18 protein-coding genes are annotated in these 15,353 nt (G+C 61.6%); 10 read left to right on the top strand and 8 right to left on the bottom strand.

Going from position 1 to position 15,353, the window contains the following annotated elements; translation table 11 throughout:
* Nucleotides 1-45 precede the first annotated feature (45 nt).
* Together dmeF and N8A98_RS08915 are read right to left on the bottom strand one after the other, a co-directional pair.
* Nucleotides 46-993 carry a CDF family Co(II)/Ni(II) efflux transporter DmeF gene (dmeF, locus tag N8A98_RS08920; RefSeq protein WP_262170742.1) on the bottom strand — a complete coding sequence of 316 codons (948 nt, stop codon included), beginning with the start codon at nucleotides 991-993 and terminating at the stop codon, nucleotides 46-48.
* Nucleotides 994-1,003: 10 nt separating this feature from the next.
* On the bottom strand, nucleotides 1,004-1,270 hold the full coding sequence (locus N8A98_RS08915; protein ID WP_113123529.1) for a metal-sensing transcriptional repressor: 267 nt from the start codon (nucleotides 1,268-1,270) through the stop codon (nucleotides 1,004-1,006).
* Between the two features lie 115 nt (nucleotides 1,271-1,385).
* On the opposite strand from N8A98_RS08915, the gene N8A98_RS08910 reads away from it, so the two are divergent.
* The 3 genes from N8A98_RS08910 (at nucleotide 1,386) to N8A98_RS08900 (ending at nucleotide 4,324) form a co-directional block, all read left to right on the top strand.
* The gene (locus N8A98_RS08910; protein ID WP_262170739.1) at nucleotides 1,386-2,528 is read left to right on the top strand and encodes a winged helix-turn-helix domain-containing protein; all 1,143 of its coding nucleotides are present in this window, start codon (nucleotides 1,386-1,388) and stop codon (nucleotides 2,526-2,528) included.
* 96 nt (nucleotides 2,529-2,624) lie between these two features.
* Complete coding sequence (pncB, locus tag N8A98_RS08905; protein WP_262170738.1) at nucleotides 2,625-3,935, top strand: nicotinate phosphoribosyltransferase; 1,311 nt, start codon at nucleotides 2,625-2,627, stop codon at nucleotides 3,933-3,935.
* A gap of 128 nt (nucleotides 3,936-4,063) precedes the next feature.
* Nucleotides 4,064-4,324 carry a hypothetical protein gene (locus N8A98_RS08900; protein ID WP_262170736.1) on the top strand — a complete coding sequence of 87 codons (261 nt, stop codon included), beginning with the start codon at nucleotides 4,064-4,066 and terminating at the stop codon, nucleotides 4,322-4,324.
* Here N8A98_RS08900 and N8A98_RS08895 read toward each other — a convergent pair.
* The 5 genes from N8A98_RS08895 to tsaB all read right to left on the bottom strand — a co-directional run bounded on the left by N8A98_RS08895 (nucleotide 4,321) and on the right by tsaB (nucleotide 7,027).
* The gene (locus tag N8A98_RS08895) at nucleotides 4,321-4,569 is read right to left on the bottom strand and encodes a hypothetical protein (RefSeq protein ID WP_262170734.1); all 249 of its coding nucleotides are present in this window, start codon (nucleotides 4,567-4,569) and stop codon (nucleotides 4,321-4,323) included. The two genes, N8A98_RS08900 and N8A98_RS08895, sit on opposite strands and share 4 nt — an antisense overlap.
* Before the next feature lie 96 nt (nucleotides 4,570-4,665).
* Nucleotides 4,666-5,469 (bottom strand): lysophospholipid acyltransferase family protein, encoded by an 804-nt coding sequence (locus tag N8A98_RS08890; RefSeq protein ID WP_262170733.1) that lies wholly within the window; start codon nucleotides 5,467-5,469, stop codon nucleotides 4,666-4,668.
* The gene (locus tag N8A98_RS08885) at nucleotides 5,466-5,906 is read right to left on the bottom strand and encodes a Fur family transcriptional regulator (RefSeq protein WP_113123535.1); all 441 of its coding nucleotides are present in this window, start codon (nucleotides 5,904-5,906) and stop codon (nucleotides 5,466-5,468) included. Before N8A98_RS08885 ends, N8A98_RS08890 begins: the two co-directional genes overlap by 4 nt.
* Nucleotides 5,907-5,939: 33 nt before the next feature.
* On the bottom strand, nucleotides 5,940-6,419 hold the full coding sequence (rimI, locus tag N8A98_RS08880) for a ribosomal protein S18-alanine N-acetyltransferase (RefSeq protein WP_262170732.1): 480 nt from the start codon (nucleotides 6,417-6,419) through the stop codon (nucleotides 5,940-5,942).
* Complete coding sequence (gene tsaB, locus N8A98_RS08875; protein ID WP_262170731.1) at nucleotides 6,416-7,027, bottom strand: tRNA (adenosine(37)-N6)-threonylcarbamoyltransferase complex dimerization subunit type 1 TsaB; 612 nt, start codon at nucleotides 7,025-7,027, stop codon at nucleotides 6,416-6,418. Before tsaB ends, rimI begins: the two co-directional genes overlap by 4 nt.
* Before the next feature lie 113 nt (nucleotides 7,028-7,140).
* Here tsaB and lnt point away from each other — a divergent pair, with 113 nt between their 5' ends.
* From lnt to N8A98_RS08855, 4 genes are all read left to right on the top strand, one after another.
* Nucleotides 7,141-8,757, top strand: coding sequence for an apolipoprotein N-acyltransferase (lnt, locus tag N8A98_RS08870; RefSeq protein ID WP_262170729.1), 1,617 nt, complete (start codon nucleotides 7,141-7,143; stop codon nucleotides 8,755-8,757).
* Nucleotides 8,758-8,900: 143 nt separating this feature from the next.
* On the top strand, nucleotides 8,901-10,157 hold the full coding sequence (gene metK / locus N8A98_RS08865; protein WP_262170728.1) for a methionine adenosyltransferase: 1,257 nt from the start codon (nucleotides 8,901-8,903) through the stop codon (nucleotides 10,155-10,157).
* 85 nt (nucleotides 10,158-10,242) lie between these two features.
* Nucleotides 10,243-10,947 (top strand): tRNA (guanosine(46)-N7)-methyltransferase TrmB, encoded by a 705-nt coding sequence (trmB, locus tag N8A98_RS08860; protein WP_262170726.1) that lies wholly within the window; start codon nucleotides 10,243-10,245, stop codon nucleotides 10,945-10,947.
* 132 nt (nucleotides 10,948-11,079) lie between these two features.
* Nucleotides 11,080-11,466 (top strand): winged helix-turn-helix transcriptional regulator, encoded by a 387-nt coding sequence (locus N8A98_RS08855; RefSeq protein WP_262170724.1) that lies wholly within the window; start codon nucleotides 11,080-11,082, stop codon nucleotides 11,464-11,466.
* A gap of 55 nt (nucleotides 11,467-11,521) precedes the next feature.
* Here the strand turns inward: N8A98_RS08855 and N8A98_RS08850 are convergent, their stop codons facing one another.
* Complete coding sequence (locus tag N8A98_RS08850; protein WP_113123542.1) at nucleotides 11,522-11,809, bottom strand: hypothetical protein; 288 nt, start codon at nucleotides 11,807-11,809, stop codon at nucleotides 11,522-11,524.
* Nucleotides 11,810-12,424: 615 nt separating this feature from the next.
* On the opposite strand from N8A98_RS08850, the gene rimP reads away from it, so the two are divergent.
* Genes rimP through N8A98_RS08835 form a run of 3 tightly spaced genes read left to right on the top strand, consistent with a single transcriptional unit; the run spans nucleotide 12,425 to nucleotide 15,351 of the window.
* Nucleotides 12,425-13,048 carry a ribosome maturation factor RimP gene (rimP, locus tag N8A98_RS08845; protein WP_262170722.1) on the top strand — a complete coding sequence of 208 codons (624 nt, stop codon included), beginning with the start codon at nucleotides 12,425-12,427 and terminating at the stop codon, nucleotides 13,046-13,048.
* Nucleotides 13,049-14,647: a transcription termination factor NusA gene (gene nusA, locus N8A98_RS08840; protein ID WP_262170720.1), complete on the top strand. Its 1,599-nt coding sequence runs from the start codon at nucleotides 13,049-13,051 to the stop codon at nucleotides 14,645-14,647.
* Nucleotides 14,648-14,670: 23 nt separating this feature from the next.
* Nucleotides 14,671-15,351 (top strand): RNA-binding protein, encoded by a 681-nt coding sequence (locus N8A98_RS08835; RefSeq protein ID WP_113123545.1) that lies wholly within the window; start codon nucleotides 14,671-14,673, stop codon nucleotides 15,349-15,351.
* Nucleotides 15,352-15,353 lie beyond the last annotated feature (2 nt).

Raw genomic sequence — 15,353 nt, 5'->3', positions numbered from 1 at the left:
ATCAGCCCAGCACTGAGAGAATATTCGGGGCCCGGCTCAGCGGCTCTAACGCCGCATCACTTCCACCGTGACATGGGATAGCCCGGCAAGGCCGGCGAGGCGCTGCTTGTACCAGTCGGCGTCATGCGCGGTTGGGGTCAGCACCGAAACGATCAGTCCGGCATGGCCGGGACCCAGGCGCCAGAAGTGGAGGTCGGTCACCGTGTCGCCGGCCGATTCGATATTGGTGCGTACTTTTTTTGCCATGGCCTGGTCGGGCACCGTGTCGAGCAGCGTTGCCGAGGACTGACGGATCAACATCCACGACCAGCGCGCAATGACGGCAGCGCCGACCAGACCCACCAGCGGGTCCATCCAGAGCCAGCCGAAACTGCGGCCGGCCACCAAGCCGACAATAGCCAGAACAGAGGTCAATGCATCGGCCAGCACATGCAGATAGGCCGCGCGCAGATTGGAATCACGTCCGTGATCATGATGATGGTGATCAGCCTCGTGATCATGGTCGTGCTCATCATGCGCGTGGTGGTCGTGGTGCTGATGGCCGCTCGAATCATGCAGCAGGAAAACGCTGACGATATTGACCACGAGCCCCAGCACGGCGACCGCGATGGCTTCATCGAACCGGATCGGGGCAGGCTGCAACAGGCGCAGCACGCATTCATAGGCAATGAGCAGCGCCACCCCGCCCAAAATCACCGCGCTGGCAAAGCCGGCCAATTCCCCGACCTTGCCGGTGCCGAAGCTATAGCGGGGATCATGAGCGTGGCGGCGGGCATAAAGATAGGCGCCGGCGGCAATGGCGAGCGCTCCGGCATGCGTGGCCATGTGAAACCCGTCGGCCAATAGGGCCAGTGAACCAAAGGCCGCGCCGGCGGCGATTTCGGCGACCATCATGGCGGCAGTCAGCAGGATGACCCAAAAAGTGCGCCGCGCATTGCGATCGTGATCCGCGCCGAGAAAGACGTGGTCGTGGGTTTGGTCAGCAAGGCTCATCGGACGATACTCAGAGATATTTGGTGATTTCGCGGAACACGGCGAGCCGCGATTTGATTTCGGGCGGCAGGGGCGCGTCGCTATCGGCCAGGTGATGGTCGATATGGTCGATGATGATCAATTGCTTGGCCTTTTCGAGCGCACTGATCACCGCTGACATCTGCTGGGCAATGGCCAGGCCGTCCTGGCCTTCGGCGACCATTTTGACCACCTTGCTCAAATGCCCCTCGGCGCGGCGGAGACGGGCGTGGATTTGTGGATCATCGATATGGCTCATGAGCTTATCCTATCCCCCTGGAGGGGATATTGGCAAGGTAGGCGAAAGCGGGTGGCGGAGACCTTTGCGCCGTTCTAGGTTTGTTTCCGACAAAACCCCTTTGCCGAGTCGCCACTTGCCGAAATCCCGTGCCCTGTCGCCCGATCATGCCCGCCATATCTGGTTGAGCGCGCAGCGCCTCGACACTGCGGCCCCGTTTGGCGCGGGACCGGCGGCGGTGCTGAAAGCCATTGCGCATCTGGGCTATGTGCAGATCGACACCATCAATGTCATCGAGCGCTGCCACCATCATATCCTGTGGTCGCGCCTGCCCGGTTATGCCCGCGCCCATCTGGCGCAGGCGCAATCGGTCGATAAATCGATTTTTGAATATTGGACCCATGCGCTGAGCTATGTGCCGGTGGCGGACCTGCGGTTCTTCCTGCCGGCGATGAAGCAATATCGGCAGACGCCCAGCCGCTGGTTCGGCTCGGTGACGCCGCTCGAAATCCGCAAAATGGCCAAGCGCCTGCGCGATGAGGGACCGCTCTCGATTCGCGATATCGGCGATGATGAGCTGGTCGACAAGGATCATCCCTGGGCCAGCCGCAAGCCCAGCAAGCGCGTGCTGGAAATGATGTTCTTCCAGGGGCTGGTGACGATCGGCACGCGGCAGGGCATGGTCAAGACCTATGACCTGATCGGACGCCATTTCGGCTGGGACAAGCCGCCCAAGCCCGCGACCGAGCGGCAGATCACTGCTTATCTCTTGGATCGCGCGCTGCGCAGCCAGGGCATGGTGAGCCTCGATTCGGTCTGTCATCTGGATGCACCGCGCAAAAAGGCGGTACGCGAACTGGTCGAGAGCCGGGTGCGGCGCAAATTGCTGGTGCCAGTGCATATCGAAGGCCACGACAAGGCCGAGCATTGGGCCGCGCCCGAAACCCTGGCCCAAGAACGCGTGGCGCCGCCGGAGCTCACCCATGTCCTGTCGCCCTTCGACCCGCTGATCATCCAGCGCAAGCGGCTCAAGCTGTTCTTTGGCTATGAGCATTTGTTCGAGGCCTATGTGCCAGCGGCCAAGCGCAAGCTGGGCTATTTCGCCCTGCCCGTGCTGGTCGGGGACCGCATCGTCGCGGCGGTGGATCTCAAGGCAGACCGGGCGGCGGGCAAGCTGCTGATCCAGAACTGGACTTGGCTCGAGGATGCCGGGGCGGAGGCCAAAGCCCCGATCGACGACGCATTGGGGCGGTTCGAGCGGTTCCAGTTCGGGGATTGATCGCCGGGGGCAACTGGACGGCTTTGCCCATCGCCGCCTTTCCATCCCCGGCCGCGCGCGCTACAAGGCCAGCCGCGCATTGGGGGGCCACGAGCCATGGCGACGTATACCGATATTGCCCGGCGGGTGTATAATCACACCTGGAAGCTCGACCCCATCGTGCGCAGCCTGCTCGACACCGATTTCTATAAGCTCTTGATGTTGCAGATGATCTGGGGGCTTTACCCACGGGTCAATGCCAGCTTCTCGCTGATCAACCGCACCAGATCGGTGAAGCTGGCGCAGGAGATCGATATCGAGGAATTACGCGCCCAGCTCGATCATTGCCGCACGTTGCGCTTCACCAAAAAGGAAATGATCTGGCTGGCCGGTAACAGTTTTTACGGGTCCAAGCAGATTTTCGAGCCGGCCTTCCTCAAATGGCTGGAAGAGTTCCGCCTGCCCGAATACCGGCTGGAACAGCGCGATGGGCAATTCGTGCTGGAATTTCCCGGGCTCTGGGTCGAGACCTCTATGTGGGAAATCCCCGCGCTCGCCATTATCAACGAACTGCGTTCGCGCGCGGCGCTGAAGAATTATGGGCCGTTTGCGCTGGACGTGCTCTATGCCCGCGCCAAGGCCAAGATGTGGGAAAAGGTCGAGCGGCTGCAAAAGCTGCCGGATCTCAAGATTTCCGATTTCGGCACGCGGCGGCGCCATTCCTTCCTCTGGCAGCGCTGGTGCGTCGAGGCGCTCAAGGAAGGCATTGGCGAGGCCTTTACCGGCACGTCCAATGTCAAACTGGCCATGGACAATGATCTGGAAGCTTTGGGCACCAATGCCCATGAACTGCCCATGGTGCTGGCCGCCCTCGCCCAGACCGACGAGGCGCTCAAGGCAGCGCCCTATCAGGTGCTGCAGGATTGGGAGAGCTATTATGGCGGCAATCTCAAGATCGTGCTGCCCGATGCCTTCGGCACCGACAGTTTTTTGAAGAATGCGCCCGATTGGGTGGCCGACTGGACCGGGTTCCGGCCCGACAGCGCCCCGGCCATCGAGGGCGGGGAAAAGATCATTGCCTGGTGGCAGAGCCGCGGTCGCGATCCGCGTGACAAGCTGCTGATCTTTTCCGACGGGCTCGATGTCGACATGATCGAGGAAGCCTATCTGCATTTCGACGGCCGCGTGCGGATGACCTTTGGCTGGGGCACCAACCTCACCAATGATTTCGAGGGTTGCGCGCCTGATGGCCCCAATCCGGGGCTCGATCCGATCTCCATCGTCGCCAAGGTCAGCGAGGCCAATGGCCGCCCGGCAGTGAAGCTTTCGGACAATCCGGCCAAGGCCACCGGCACGCCGGAAGAGATTGCCCGTTATCTCAGCATTTTTGGTGACGCCGGCATGGCGCTGCACGCCGTCAAGGTGTGAATTCGCCTAAAAAGTGAACAGCCTGCCCGCAAAAGCGGTGGAGAATCGGCTAGTCCATGCCATGGCGATTAACCCGCCGTGAACCATCCGCTATTACCGTTTGCATGGGGGCTCCTCTCGGGGCCGGTATGACTTTTCAACTGATCGACATCGAAGTGCAAAGCCGGGCGGCGCATCCGCGGCTGGCCGGACGCACCACCGGACGCGTCCGCGCGGTGCTGAGTGAAACCCGCGATGGGCGCGAACAGACCCATGATTTATCGATTGCCGTGTGGGCCGACCTGCCCGCCGATGCCAGCGACGCCGATATCGACATGGCGCTGATGCTCAAGGCAGCCGATATCGTGGCCCGGCTCAAGTCACAGCTGGAAGTGGGTGTGGCGAGCTAGCGTGGCTCGATGCCCAGAACTCGCTCAAAATAGGCCCGATCACTGTGGCGGATGGGCCCAGAGCGCAGCTTAGGCAATGGGATGGGTTCGGGCCGAATGCTTTGGCGCTTGGGCACATGCGCATAATAGCGGGCCGCACGGGCCAGCACCATTTCCTCTTCCAGCCGGCGCTCGTCGCGCACGAACCAGGCGATCGTGCTCAGCACGATTGCCCAGATTGCCAACAACTGCCAGGCGATTTGCACATCCATCATCATGGACGGCGTTATAGCTAACGCGGAGTTAACGCCCAAGCGCAGCCTGACGTTAGGCTTAATCCGTCGCGTTTTATCGATCGCCTCTCAGGCGGCGCGTGCCGGCAGCTTATGGCCGCGATTGAGCGCCACCAGCATGGTCCGCACCTGATCCTCGGCCTGCTTGGTTACCTGCTTGCGATTGTCATTCTCGCCCAGCGGAATGGGGGTACCGAACGCCACCGTTACGTCCTTGATGGGGCCACCCAGGATTTCACGGATATTCTGCTTGACTGACTTGGACTTGATCCAGGCGATCAGCGAACGCTCGTTGCGGCTAACCGGCAGCCCCTGGAGCCTGGTATAGGCGATGGTCAGCGGCTGGATCAGCACGTCATTGGCGCCGGCTTCGATCATGGCATGTTGCGCCGCGCCCACCAGGGCCGAGCGAAACGGCAGCACATGGGTGCCGATATCGGACTGGCCCTCGGCAAACAGCAGCACGGCATTTCCGTCAGCCATATGCGTGCCCATTTCCTGCGCCGTGCGGCCGGCATCGGAGCGGCGGGTGCGGTCGACGAAAATGGTCTTTTGCAGCCGCGCCATCATGCCGATAAAGGGCCAGTCGCCCACTTCGCGCTTGGCAACAAAGGTGACATCGGCCACCGAGCCGACGGCAACAATGTCGGTCCACGAAATATGGTTGGCCACCAGCAGCGTCGCCCGCCCGGTCGCCGGCTGGCCGATCACCTCGACCCGCAGCCCGAGGAACAAGCAGCCGATACGATGAAACAGCCGCGGCAGGACGTTCCAGAACGGCAGCTTGAGCGCGTTGATCAAAGCCTGCAGCGGGATAACCACGATCATCACCGGCACGAGAACGAAGACGAAGAACAGCACGCGAAAGATCATTTGGCCTTATCCTTGCCCTCCACCGGCACGGCATAGAGTTCGAGTCGATGATCGACCAGCCGATAGCCCAGGCGTTTGGCGATGACGTCCTGGATGGCCTCGATTTCCTCGTTGCGGAACTCGATGACCGTGCCGGAGCGGATATCGATCAGATGGTCGTGGTGCTCGTCGGGGATCAGCTCGAACCGCGCGCGGCCATCCTTGAAATCGTGCTTGGTGACGAGGCCCGCTTCCTCGAACAGGTTGACGGTGCGATAGACGGTGGAGAGTGAAATGCGATCGTCGATCGCCGAGGCGCGACGATAGAGCTCTTCGACATCGGGATGATCGCTGGAATCCTCGATCACCCGGGCGATGACCCGGCGCTGGTCGGTCATGCGCATGCCCTTGGCAACGCAGGCTTCTTCCAGCGTAGGATCGGTTTGGGTCTTGCTCATGCCAAATGCTCCGCTGGTCGGCCCGTTTCGGGGTTATCCAAGATCGCGCGCCATGACAAGCGCGGTTGCCGCGCTGCCATCGGGCCGCGGATAATAGCCTCTGCGGCTGGAAATAGTGGCAAAACCTTCCTTGCCATAAAGCCGCACGGCCGGGGCGTTCTGCTCGTCGACCTCGAGGAACATGCGCCGCGCCGGGCTCATGCGCAAATCCTCGAAGGCGGCGCGCAGCAGCGCCTGCCCCACCTTCTTGCCGCGCCATTTCGGGCCCACCGCAATGGTCAGCAATTCGGCTTCATCGGCGGCGATGCGGATCAGCGCAAAGCCGGCAATGCGGCGTTTGGCGTCGCAGGCGACATAGACCGGAGTGGCGCCTTCGGACAAAAAGGACAAAAATTCTTCGCGCGGCCAGCCGCGATAAAAGCCGGCCTTGTGAATACGCGCCAGATCATCGGCATCTCGGGTCTGGCCGGGCTCGATATGCAGGCCCTGCGGCGCCATCCAGAGCTTCATCATGACTTGAGCCTTTCGATCCGCGCGGCCGTTTGCGGCTTGGCATCGGCGTCGCGCACATAGGCAGCCTCGGGCGCATGAGCAAGCGGATCGGCAATGGCGCCATAGCGGGCGACGGCGGCGATATCGACAAACGGCGTGGTGAGGAGCATCGAACTTTTTGGCACGGATTGTTGCGCCACGGCCATGGGCAGCAATTGCGGTCCACTCTCCGGCACGCCGGGGGCCGAAAAAATCTGGAAATAGGCTTCGTCGCGCCGCGCATCGAGCAACACGGTGAGCGCGCCCGTTCCGGCCAATGAGAGGGCCAAAAGACTGGGTACGCCGATCACCGGAATATCGCGCGCCAGCCCAATGCCCCGCGCCGCCGACAGGCCGATGCGCAGGCCGGTGAACGAGCCGGGGCCGGTCGTCGTCACGACGCGCCGCAGATCGGGATAGCCAATGCCATTGCGCGCCAGCAGCGTCGCGATCCGCTCGAAGATCAATTCGGCGTGGCCGGTGGCGATTTCGTCCACGGAAATATCGGCTGTGCCATCGGCCAGCAGCAGCGCCAATTGCAGGCGCGGCGCGGCTGTGTCGATGGCAAGGGTGATAGGCAGAGCACTCATGCCACCGCTCTAGCGCCATGGCAGGGGATTGTCGACTGAGAGGACAACATTGACTGTCCAGGCCGACATCGCCAGCTTGCCCCTATGCGCCCTGATTCGATGACAGCGTTCCGATGACCTGGCTGGCCGAGACCGCAATGCTCAGCCATGGCTGGCGGCGTTTCCTGCTGCTGGTGGTGGCGGGCGCTTTGGCCGGCCTCTCCATCCCGCCGCTCTTTGTCGTTCCCGCGCTGTTCGTCGCCTTCCCCATCTGGGTCTGGTGCCTCGATGGCGCCGAGCGCAAGAGCGGGCTGCGGCTTCTGTTCGGCCCGGCCTTCAGCATCGGCTTTGCCTTTGGCTGGGGCTATTTCACCGTCGCCTTCCACTGGCTGGGCGCGGCCTTTTTCGTCGATGGTGGCGTGATGATCGCGCTGATGCCGTTTGCCATACTGGCGCTGGCGGCTCTGATCGCGTTTTTCTGGGGTGTCGGCAGCGCGCTGGCGCATCTGTTGTGGAGCCATGGCCCCTGGCGGATCGTGACGCTGGCCACCTTCGTGACCATTGCCGAATGGGCGCGCGGCCATGTGCTGACCGGCTTTCCCTTTGACCTGCTCGGCTATGCGCTGACGCCCAATGACGAGATGATGCAGATCACCTCGGTGATTGGGATCTATGGGCTGACGTTTGTCGCGGCACTGCTGGCCATGACGCCGGCGCTGATTTGGCCCGCTGATAATCGTCCGCTCAGCCGGCGGCTCTTACCGTTCTTTCTCGCCCTGGGCGTCATCGCGGCGCAACTGGGCTATGGCTACAATCGGCTGGCCGGCACCACTGCGACGCCGCGCCAGGATGTGTCGATGCGGCTGGTGCAGCCCATGGTCTATGAGCATGCCGACTGGGGCAATGCCGATCCGGTGGCGCTGATCGATCGGTTGATCATGCTGTCGGACATGCGGATGAGCCCGCAAGACCAGGGCCTGGCCGATATCACCCATCTGGTCTGGCCCGAATCGAGCTTGCCCTTCTTCCTTTCGACCTATCCTGACGCCTTGGCACGCATTGCCCGCATGCTGCCCGATGGGGCCATGCTGCTGGCCGGGGCGCCGCGCCAGCAATATGAGCCGGGCGATGCCAAAAGCGCCGGCCAGCCGTTCAATTCCCTGCTCGCCATCGACAGCAATGGCGAAGTGGTGGCCTCCTATGACAAATCCCATCTGGTGCCGTTCGGCGAATTCCTGCCGTTCCAGGAATTCTTCGGCCGGTTGGGCATCAAGCAATTCGTGCCGGGCGCCGAAGGCTGGGGGCATGGGGATGCAAGGCGGCGGCTGATGAGCCTGCCCAATACCCCAAAATTCCTGGCGCTGATCTGCTACGAAATCCTGTTTTCCGGTGATCTGGGTGATACGGCGGGCGCGCAATATATCCTCAACATCACCAATGACGCCTGGTTCGATGGCTCGATCGGTCCGGCCCAGCATGCCCATCACGCCCGGGTCCGAGCCGTCGAAGAGGGTATGAGTCTGATCCGCGCCGCCAATTCGGGCCTCACCTTTGCCACCGACCCGCTGGGCCGCATCACCGCCGAGTTGGCCCCTATGCAGATGGCGGCGCTCGATGTGCGTCCCGATCAGCGGCTGGCTGGCACGGTTTTTTCGCAGGTGCGCTATTGGCCGCTGCTGATCGTGCTGGCGGCTGGGCTGCTGGTTTCGCTGGCAGTGTCGCGCCGGGGCCGCAAGCGGCGGACCAGCTAGGCGAGACGCGCCAAACCATTCCGCTTGCAATGGCCCAGACATATCAAGCTTTCTTTATATCCGCTTGACCGCGCGTCGTCCAAGTGTCAAAAACCAGCCCGAATAGCTCATTTTTGGCAGTTTTCGACAGATTCGAGGATAGTGTGGCGCGGTCGTCTTATCTCTTCACTTCGGAATCGGTGTCCGAAGGTCATCCCGACAAGGTCTGCGATCGCATCTCCGACGAAATCGTCGATCTGGTGTTCCGCGAGGCCAAGAAGGCCGGCATGGACCCCTCCCAGGTCCGTATCGCCTGCGAAACGCTGGCCACCACCAATCGCGTCATCATTGCCGGTGAAGTGCGCGTGCCCGAAACCCTGCTCAAGAAGGGCAAGGATGGCGCCATCCTCAAGGACGCTGCCGGCAATCCGGTGGTGAACCCGTCCAAGTTCAAGTCCACCGCCCGCAAGGCGATCCGCGCCATCGGCTATGAGCAATCCGGCTTCCACTGGAAGACTGCCAAGATCGACGTGCTGCTGCATGGCCAATCGGCCGATATCGCGCAGGGCGTCGACGAATCGGGCAATAAGGATGTCGGCGCAGGCGATCAGGGCATCATGTTCGGCTATGCCAGCCGCGAGACGCCCGAACTGCTCCCCGCCCCGATCTATTACGCGCACAAGATTCTCGAGACCCTGACCACGGCGCGCAAGGCCAATCACGGTCCGGCCGGCAAGCTCGGGCCCGATGCCAAGAGCCAGGTCACCGTGCGTTATGTCGATGGCAAGCCAGTGGGCGTCACCCAGATCGTGCTCTCGACCCAGCATCTGGACGAGAGCCTGACTTCGGCCGATGTGCGCGTCATCGTCGAGCCCTATATTCGCGAGGCCCTGCCCGATGGCTGGATCGATGAGGCCACGGTGTGGCACGTCAATCCGACCGGCAAATTCGTCGTGGGCGGTCCCGATGGCGATGCGGGACTGACCGGCCGCAAGATTATCGTGGATACCTATGGTGGCGCGGCCCCGCATGGCGGCGGCGCATTTTCGGGCAAAGATCCGACCAAGGTGGACCGCTCGGCGGCCTATGCGGCGCGCTATCTGGCCAAGAATGTGGTGGCCGCCGGCCTGGCCGATCGCGCCACCATCCAGCTCAGCTACGCCATCGGCGTGGCGCAGCCGCTTTCGATCTATGTCGACCTGCACGGCACCGGCAAGGTGGACGAGGCAGTGGTGGAACTGGCGCTGGCCAAGGTCATGGACCTGACCCCGCGCGGCATCCGCACCCATCTCGATCTCAACAAGCCCATCTATGCCAAGACGTCAGCCTATGGCCATTTCGGCCGCAAGGCGGGTCGCGACGGCAGCTTCTCTTGGGAAAAGACCGATCTGGTCGCCGCCCTCAAGGCCGCAGTGAAATAATCTGCAGCCGCTATTGGCTTGTGCTAACGACAGGGCTATTCCCCGCGAAAGCGGGGGAGCCCTGTTTTCCTTGACGGTAGCCGCAATGACCGACCATCAGCTTCCCAAAACCCGCTCGGGTGAACCCCGTGCCTTTTTTGGCCGCCGCTCCGGCAAGAAGCTGCATGGGGGCCAGCAGGCGGTGTTCGACGCCACCCTGCCCGATCTCGAGATCAAGCTCGACGGCAAGCTCGATCCGAGGAGCCTGTTTCCGCAGGCGGAAAAACTCATCATCGAGATCGGCTATGGCGGTGGCGAGCATCTGGCGCTGGAAGCCAGCCGCCACCCCCGGACTGGCTATATCGGCTGCGAGGTATTTACCGGCGGCATTGGCAAGATGGTGCAGACCATTGCGGCCGAGAACCTGAACAATATCCGCCTCTTCACCGACGATGCGCTCAAGCTGCTGTTCGAATTGCCGGACGCTTCGATCGACGAAATCTATCTGCTCTATCCCGATCCCTGGCCCAAGACACGCCACCACAAGCGCCGTTTTGTTTCGCCGACGACACTGAAAGAGCTGGCACGGGTGATCCGGCCGGGCGGGCTGTTTCATTTCGCCAGTGATATCGAGGATTACGCCAATTGGACGCTGGCCCATATCGTGCGCTCGCCCGATTTCGCCTTCCTGCCCGAACGGCCGGGCGGCTGGCACGAGCCTTACGAAGGCTGGCAGGCGACGCGCTACGAGCAAAAAGCCCGACGCGAGGGGCGGATGATGAGCTTCTATTTCAGCTTTCCGCGGCGTTGACACCAATTGATCGTTCGCTGCAAGCGAACAGGCTGAATAGCTGCCATGTCAAAGTTTAATCGAACACTGACCTAGAACCGGCCGGATTCAGCCCCATATGCGAAGTTCCGCCAGCGTCAGCGAGGTTTCGTCATGTCAGCATTATCTGCCAGCCATGGGGTCGATCACGATCGGCTTGTGGTCAAGCCGGGCAAATGGACCCTGGTCGTGGTCATGCAATTGCGCAGCGAAACGCGGCGCTTCAGCGAATTGCGGCGTGGCATTGGCGAGATATCGCAGAAGACGCTGACCGTCACCCTGCGCGAACTGGAGCGCGACGGTTTCGTCTCGCGTACCATCTTTCCCACCATTCCGCCGCGGGTCGATTATGAATTGACCAATCTGGGCCGCGAATTTCTGGAGCTGGCCGATGGCTGGCGCCAGTTTGCCGCCCGCAACCGCGTGGCGGTGGAGGCGGCCCGGCATCGTTTCGACTCGGCCGCCGGTGATCCAGCCATAAGGCTGATCTCCAGCAGCTGAGAGTTATCCGGGCGTCGCCGGCAATCCGGCGGCGCCTGGAGCAGAACCGGCACGGTTACAGGTTAACCGGTGCCAGGGTGTCGCGGTCGAAATACTTCATGGTCTGCTTGCCGGATTCGTCGGAGACGAAGGCACGCACATAGCCATTCCAGTCTTCAGCAGAGACGGCATTGATGCCCTTTTCGCGCAGCTTGGCAACGTCAACCTGAGCGTCCCAGGTGCTGTAGCCGCCATTGTCATGCGAGGAGAACGAGGAGGTCAGCGAATCGCTGGCATAAGTGGGGAGAGCCACGCCAACGAGACCAGCAGCGGCAACCAGGGCAAGCATTGTGTTTTTGATCATTTTAGTGTTCCTTTCGTTTGAACACCCTGGAAATGGGACCATTGTCGAACAACGACAAGGCCTCAAATTTATGCGCTTGCCCCTTGAAATTCGAAAACTCGTTCAGAGGGTTTTACTAAGGAAATCAAGCGCTTCCGGTGTAACTAGGTTTCTTCCACGCCACCATGTTTCCCCCGCGACACGATCAGCAATGGCGGGGCTTTGCGGTGGTTCGGGCCAGCTCGAGCCAGGCCATTCTGCTCTCAAACGGGCCCGCAAAATCCAAAATTCTGGGGCCGAAATCGCTCTCAAAACGCGCGAAAACACCACCAATAAAAAATCGAAAAAATTTCACTTTTTGTCTGGCGAGGGCTCTTGCGGGAGCATTTGCGGGGTTGGGCGGACCCGGCGAACGCCTCTTATGGTCGTTGCATGACACAATGACGACGCCGCCGCGGAGCGACCAGGAAGCTGCCGGCCTTTGATCGACCTTATATATGGCGTGTTGAAACGGGAGCGCTCCTCCCCACCCTTGCGGTATGGCGTCAACGGCGCTATATAGGCGAACAACATCTCTGGCAGTTTGCAGAGTGGGAGCCGCCCGGCCCCGCTCTTTTTTATTATCCGAAGGGACCCATGGGTTTCGATCTTACAGAGAAACGCTACATCAAGGAGACGGGCCTGGAAGCCCGGATCGCCCGCATCGTCGAGCCCGTGGCCAATGGCCTGGGCTTTGCGCTGGTGCGCATCAAGGTGACCCAGGAAAATGGCTGCACCCTGCAGATCATGGCGGAGGACGAGCATGCTCGCTTCACCATCATGGATTGCGAGGCGCTCTCCAAGGACCTCTCCCCCGTGCTCGACGTGGAAGACCCGATCGAGCGCGAATATCATCTGGAAGTCAGCTCGCCCGGCATCGACCGGCCGCTGGTGCGCCGTCGCGACTTCGAAGCCCATATCGGGCACGAAGCCAAGATCGAGCTTTCCGACATGATCAATGGCCGCAAGCGTTATCGCGGCTTCATCAAGGCGACCGATGCCGAGGCGGTGACCATCACCCTGCCCGATGCACCGGCCGGGACCGATCCCGACCACCGCCTGCTCTTTACCACCCTGGCCGACGCCAAATTGGTGATGACCGACGCCCTCATGGAAAAGGCGCGGCTCGACCAGGAACTCCACCCGATCGACGACGACGAGACCGAAACGGTCGAAATCGCCGCCAATGACGACGAAGATATCTCCAAGGAGACACATTAAATGGCAGTCAGCGCGAACCGCCTCGAGCTTTTGCAGATCGCAGATGCCGTTGCCCGTGAAAAGTCGATCGACCGCATGGTCGTGATCGAGGCGATGCAGGACGCCATGGAAAAGGCTGCCAAGGGTCGCTATGGCGCCGAAACCGAGATCAAGGTCGAGATCAATCCGCGTTCGGGCGAGACCCGCATGTGGCGTCTGCTCGAAATCGTCGACCAGGTCGAGGAAACCAGCCGCCAGGTTGATCTGGAGACTGCCCAGCTCAAGTCACCCGAAGCCAAGGTCGGCGATTTCCTGACCGAGCCGCTGCCGCCGATGGAATTCGGCCGTATCGCCGCCCAGTCGGCCAAGCAGGTTATCGTGCAGAAGGTGCGCGATGCCGAGCGCGACCGCATGTATGAAGAATATTTCGGCCGCATTGGCGAGATCGTCAACGGGAGCGTCAAGCGCGTCGAATATGGCAATGTCATCGTCGATCTGGGCCGTGGTGAAGCCATCATCCGTCGCGACGAGCTGATCCCGCGCGAAATGTTCCGCTATGGCGATCGTGTGCGTGCCTATGTCTATGACGTGCGCCGCGAACAGCGCGGGCCGCAGATTTTCCTGAGCCGCACCCATCCGCAGTTCATGGCCAAGCTGTTCATGCAGGAAGTGCCCGAAATCTATGATGGTGTGATCACCATCCGCTCGATCGCCCGCGATCCGGGTTCGCGCGCCAAGATTGCCGTGACCTCTTCGGATAGCTCGATCGATCCCGTCGGCGCTTGCGTTGGTATGCGCGGTAGCCGCGTGCAGGCCGTGGTTGCCGAATTGCAGGGCGAAAAGATCGACATCATTCCCTGGACCGACACCATTGCCGATCTGGTCGTTTCCGCCCTGCAGCCGGCCGATGTGGCCAAGGTGGTGCTGGACGAGCAGGCCGAGCGCATCGAAGTCGTGGTTCCCGATGAACAGCTCTCGCTGGCCATCGGCCGCCGCGGCCAGAATGTGCGCCTTGCTTCGCAGCTGATCGGCTGGGATATCGACATCCTGACCGAGCAGGAAGAGAGCGAACGCCGTCAGAAGGAATTCACCGAACGCTCGACTTTGTTCATGAATGCCCTTGATGTTGACGAGATGGTTGCCCAACTATTGGCTTCGGAAGGCTTCTCCTCGGTCGAGGAACTGGCCTATATCGAACCCAATGAAATCGCCTCGATCGAAGGCTTCGACGAAGAAACGGCTGGCGAAATCCAGAACCGCGCCGTCGAATATCTGGCCGAGATCGACCGCGCGTTCGACGAAGAGCGCAAGGCGCTGGGTGTCGAGGACGAGCTCTACGAGATTGCCGGGCTCAATGCGTCCATGCTGGTTGCCCTGGGCAAGGACGGCGTCAAGACGGTGGAAGATTTCGCCGGTTGCGCCGCCGACGATCTGGTGGGCTGGTCCGAACGCAAGGACGGCGAGACCAAGCGCTTCGAAGGCACGTTCAAGGATTTCCCCGTGTCCCGCGAGGAAGCCGAAGACATGATCCTGCAGGCCCGTATCAAGGCTGGCTGGATCAATGCCGAGGACCTGCCGGCCGCCGACGAAGGTGAATTCACCGACGAGGCCACGGCCTGATCGGTTCCGAGCGGGAGGGCAAGATGGCCCAGCGCGAAGAAACGAGCCGCATGTGTGCCCTCACCAGGGCCGAAAAGCCGGTAGCGGAGTTGATCCGCTTCGTGCTCGGCCCCGATGGGGTGCTGGTGCCCGATACCGAGGCGAAGGCCGAAGGTCGGGGCGTATGGATCAGCCTCAGCCGCGATGCGGTGGCCGAGGCGGTCAAGAAGAAGGTCTTCGCGCGCAGCCTCAAGACCGAGGTTGTTTTGCCCGAGGATCTTGCCGGGCTGACGGAATTGCGGCTGGTGCAGCGCTATCTTGGCGCGCTCAGCATGGCCAGAAAGGCCGGGCAATTCATCAGCGGCGCGATGAAGGTGCGCGGCTTGCTCGATACGGGCAAGCTGATTGCGCTGATCACCGCGAGCGATGCCTCCGCCGATGGGCGCAGCAAGATGGTGGGTCCGCTTAAGGCCCTGCACCATGCGGCCCGCGAGGAGGGAATTTCGGGCTTTGAGGTGCCCCATTTCGAATTGCTTAGTTCTGAGCAATTGGGTTTGGCACTTGGACTCGAAAATGTGATACATGCTGCCCTAACGAGAGGGGCGGCAGCCCAAGCGGCGGTAGAAAAGGCCCGAAGACTGGCCCTTTATACCGCCAAACCGACGGATGAAGGCACCGGCCGCCATGCGGTTGACGGTGACCTTTTGCCGAACGGACAAGTTTGAGA

Source organism: Devosia neptuniae, from assembly GCF_025452235.1.
Taxonomy (GTDB): Bacteria; Pseudomonadota; Alphaproteobacteria; order Rhizobiales; family Devosiaceae; genus Devosia.
This window is presented reverse-complemented; position numbering and strand designations above follow the sequence as displayed.

Excerpts from the sequence above, each read along its gene's own strand:
- tsaB (WP_262170731.1), bottom strand. The coding sequence starts at position 7,027 with ATGAGTGCTCTGCCTATCACCCTTGCCATCGACACAGCCGCGCCGCGC.
- N8A98_RS08850 (WP_113123542.1), bottom strand. The coding sequence starts at position 11,809 with ATGATCAAAAACACAATGCTTGCCCTGGTTGCCGCTGCTGGTCTCGTT.
- pncB (WP_262170738.1), top strand. The coding sequence starts at position 2,625 with ATGGCGACGTATACCGATATTGCCCGGCGGGTGTATAATCACACCTGG.
- N8A98_RS08855 (WP_262170724.1), top strand. The coding sequence starts at position 11,080 with ATGTCAGCATTATCTGCCAGCCATGGGGTCGATCACGATCGGCTTGTG.
- nusA (WP_262170720.1), top strand. The coding sequence starts at position 13,049 with ATGGCAGTCAGCGCGAACCGCCTCGAGCTTTTGCAGATCGCAGATGCC.
- trmB (WP_262170726.1), top strand. The coding sequence starts at position 10,243 with ATGACCGACCATCAGCTTCCCAAAACCCGCTCGGGTGAACCCCGTGCC.
- N8A98_RS08885 (WP_113123535.1), bottom strand. The coding sequence starts at position 5,906 with ATGAGCAAGACCCAAACCGATCCTACGCTGGAAGAAGCCTGCGTTGCC.
- dmeF (WP_262170742.1), bottom strand. The coding sequence starts at position 993 with ATGAGCCTTGCTGACCAAACCCACGACCACGTCTTTCTCGGCGCGGAT.
- lnt (WP_262170729.1), top strand. The coding sequence starts at position 7,141 with ATGACCTGGCTGGCCGAGACCGCAATGCTCAGCCATGGCTGGCGGCGT.
- rimI (WP_262170732.1), bottom strand. The coding sequence starts at position 6,419 with ATGATGAAGCTCTGGATGGCGCCGCAGGGCCTGCATATCGAGCCCGGC.
- N8A98_RS08915 (WP_113123529.1), bottom strand. The coding sequence starts at position 1,270 with ATGAGCCATATCGATGATCCACAAATCCACGCCCGTCTCCGCCGCGCC.
- N8A98_RS08890 (WP_262170733.1), bottom strand. The coding sequence starts at position 5,469 with ATGATCTTTCGCGTGCTGTTCTTCGTCTTCGTTCTCGTGCCGGTGATG.
- rimP (WP_262170722.1), top strand. The coding sequence starts at position 12,425 with ATGGGTTTCGATCTTACAGAGAAACGCTACATCAAGGAGACGGGCCTG.
- N8A98_RS08835 (WP_113123545.1), top strand. The coding sequence starts at position 14,671 with ATGGCCCAGCGCGAAGAAACGAGCCGCATGTGTGCCCTCACCAGGGCC.
- N8A98_RS08900 (WP_262170736.1), top strand. The coding sequence starts at position 4,064 with ATGACTTTTCAACTGATCGACATCGAAGTGCAAAGCCGGGCGGCGCAT.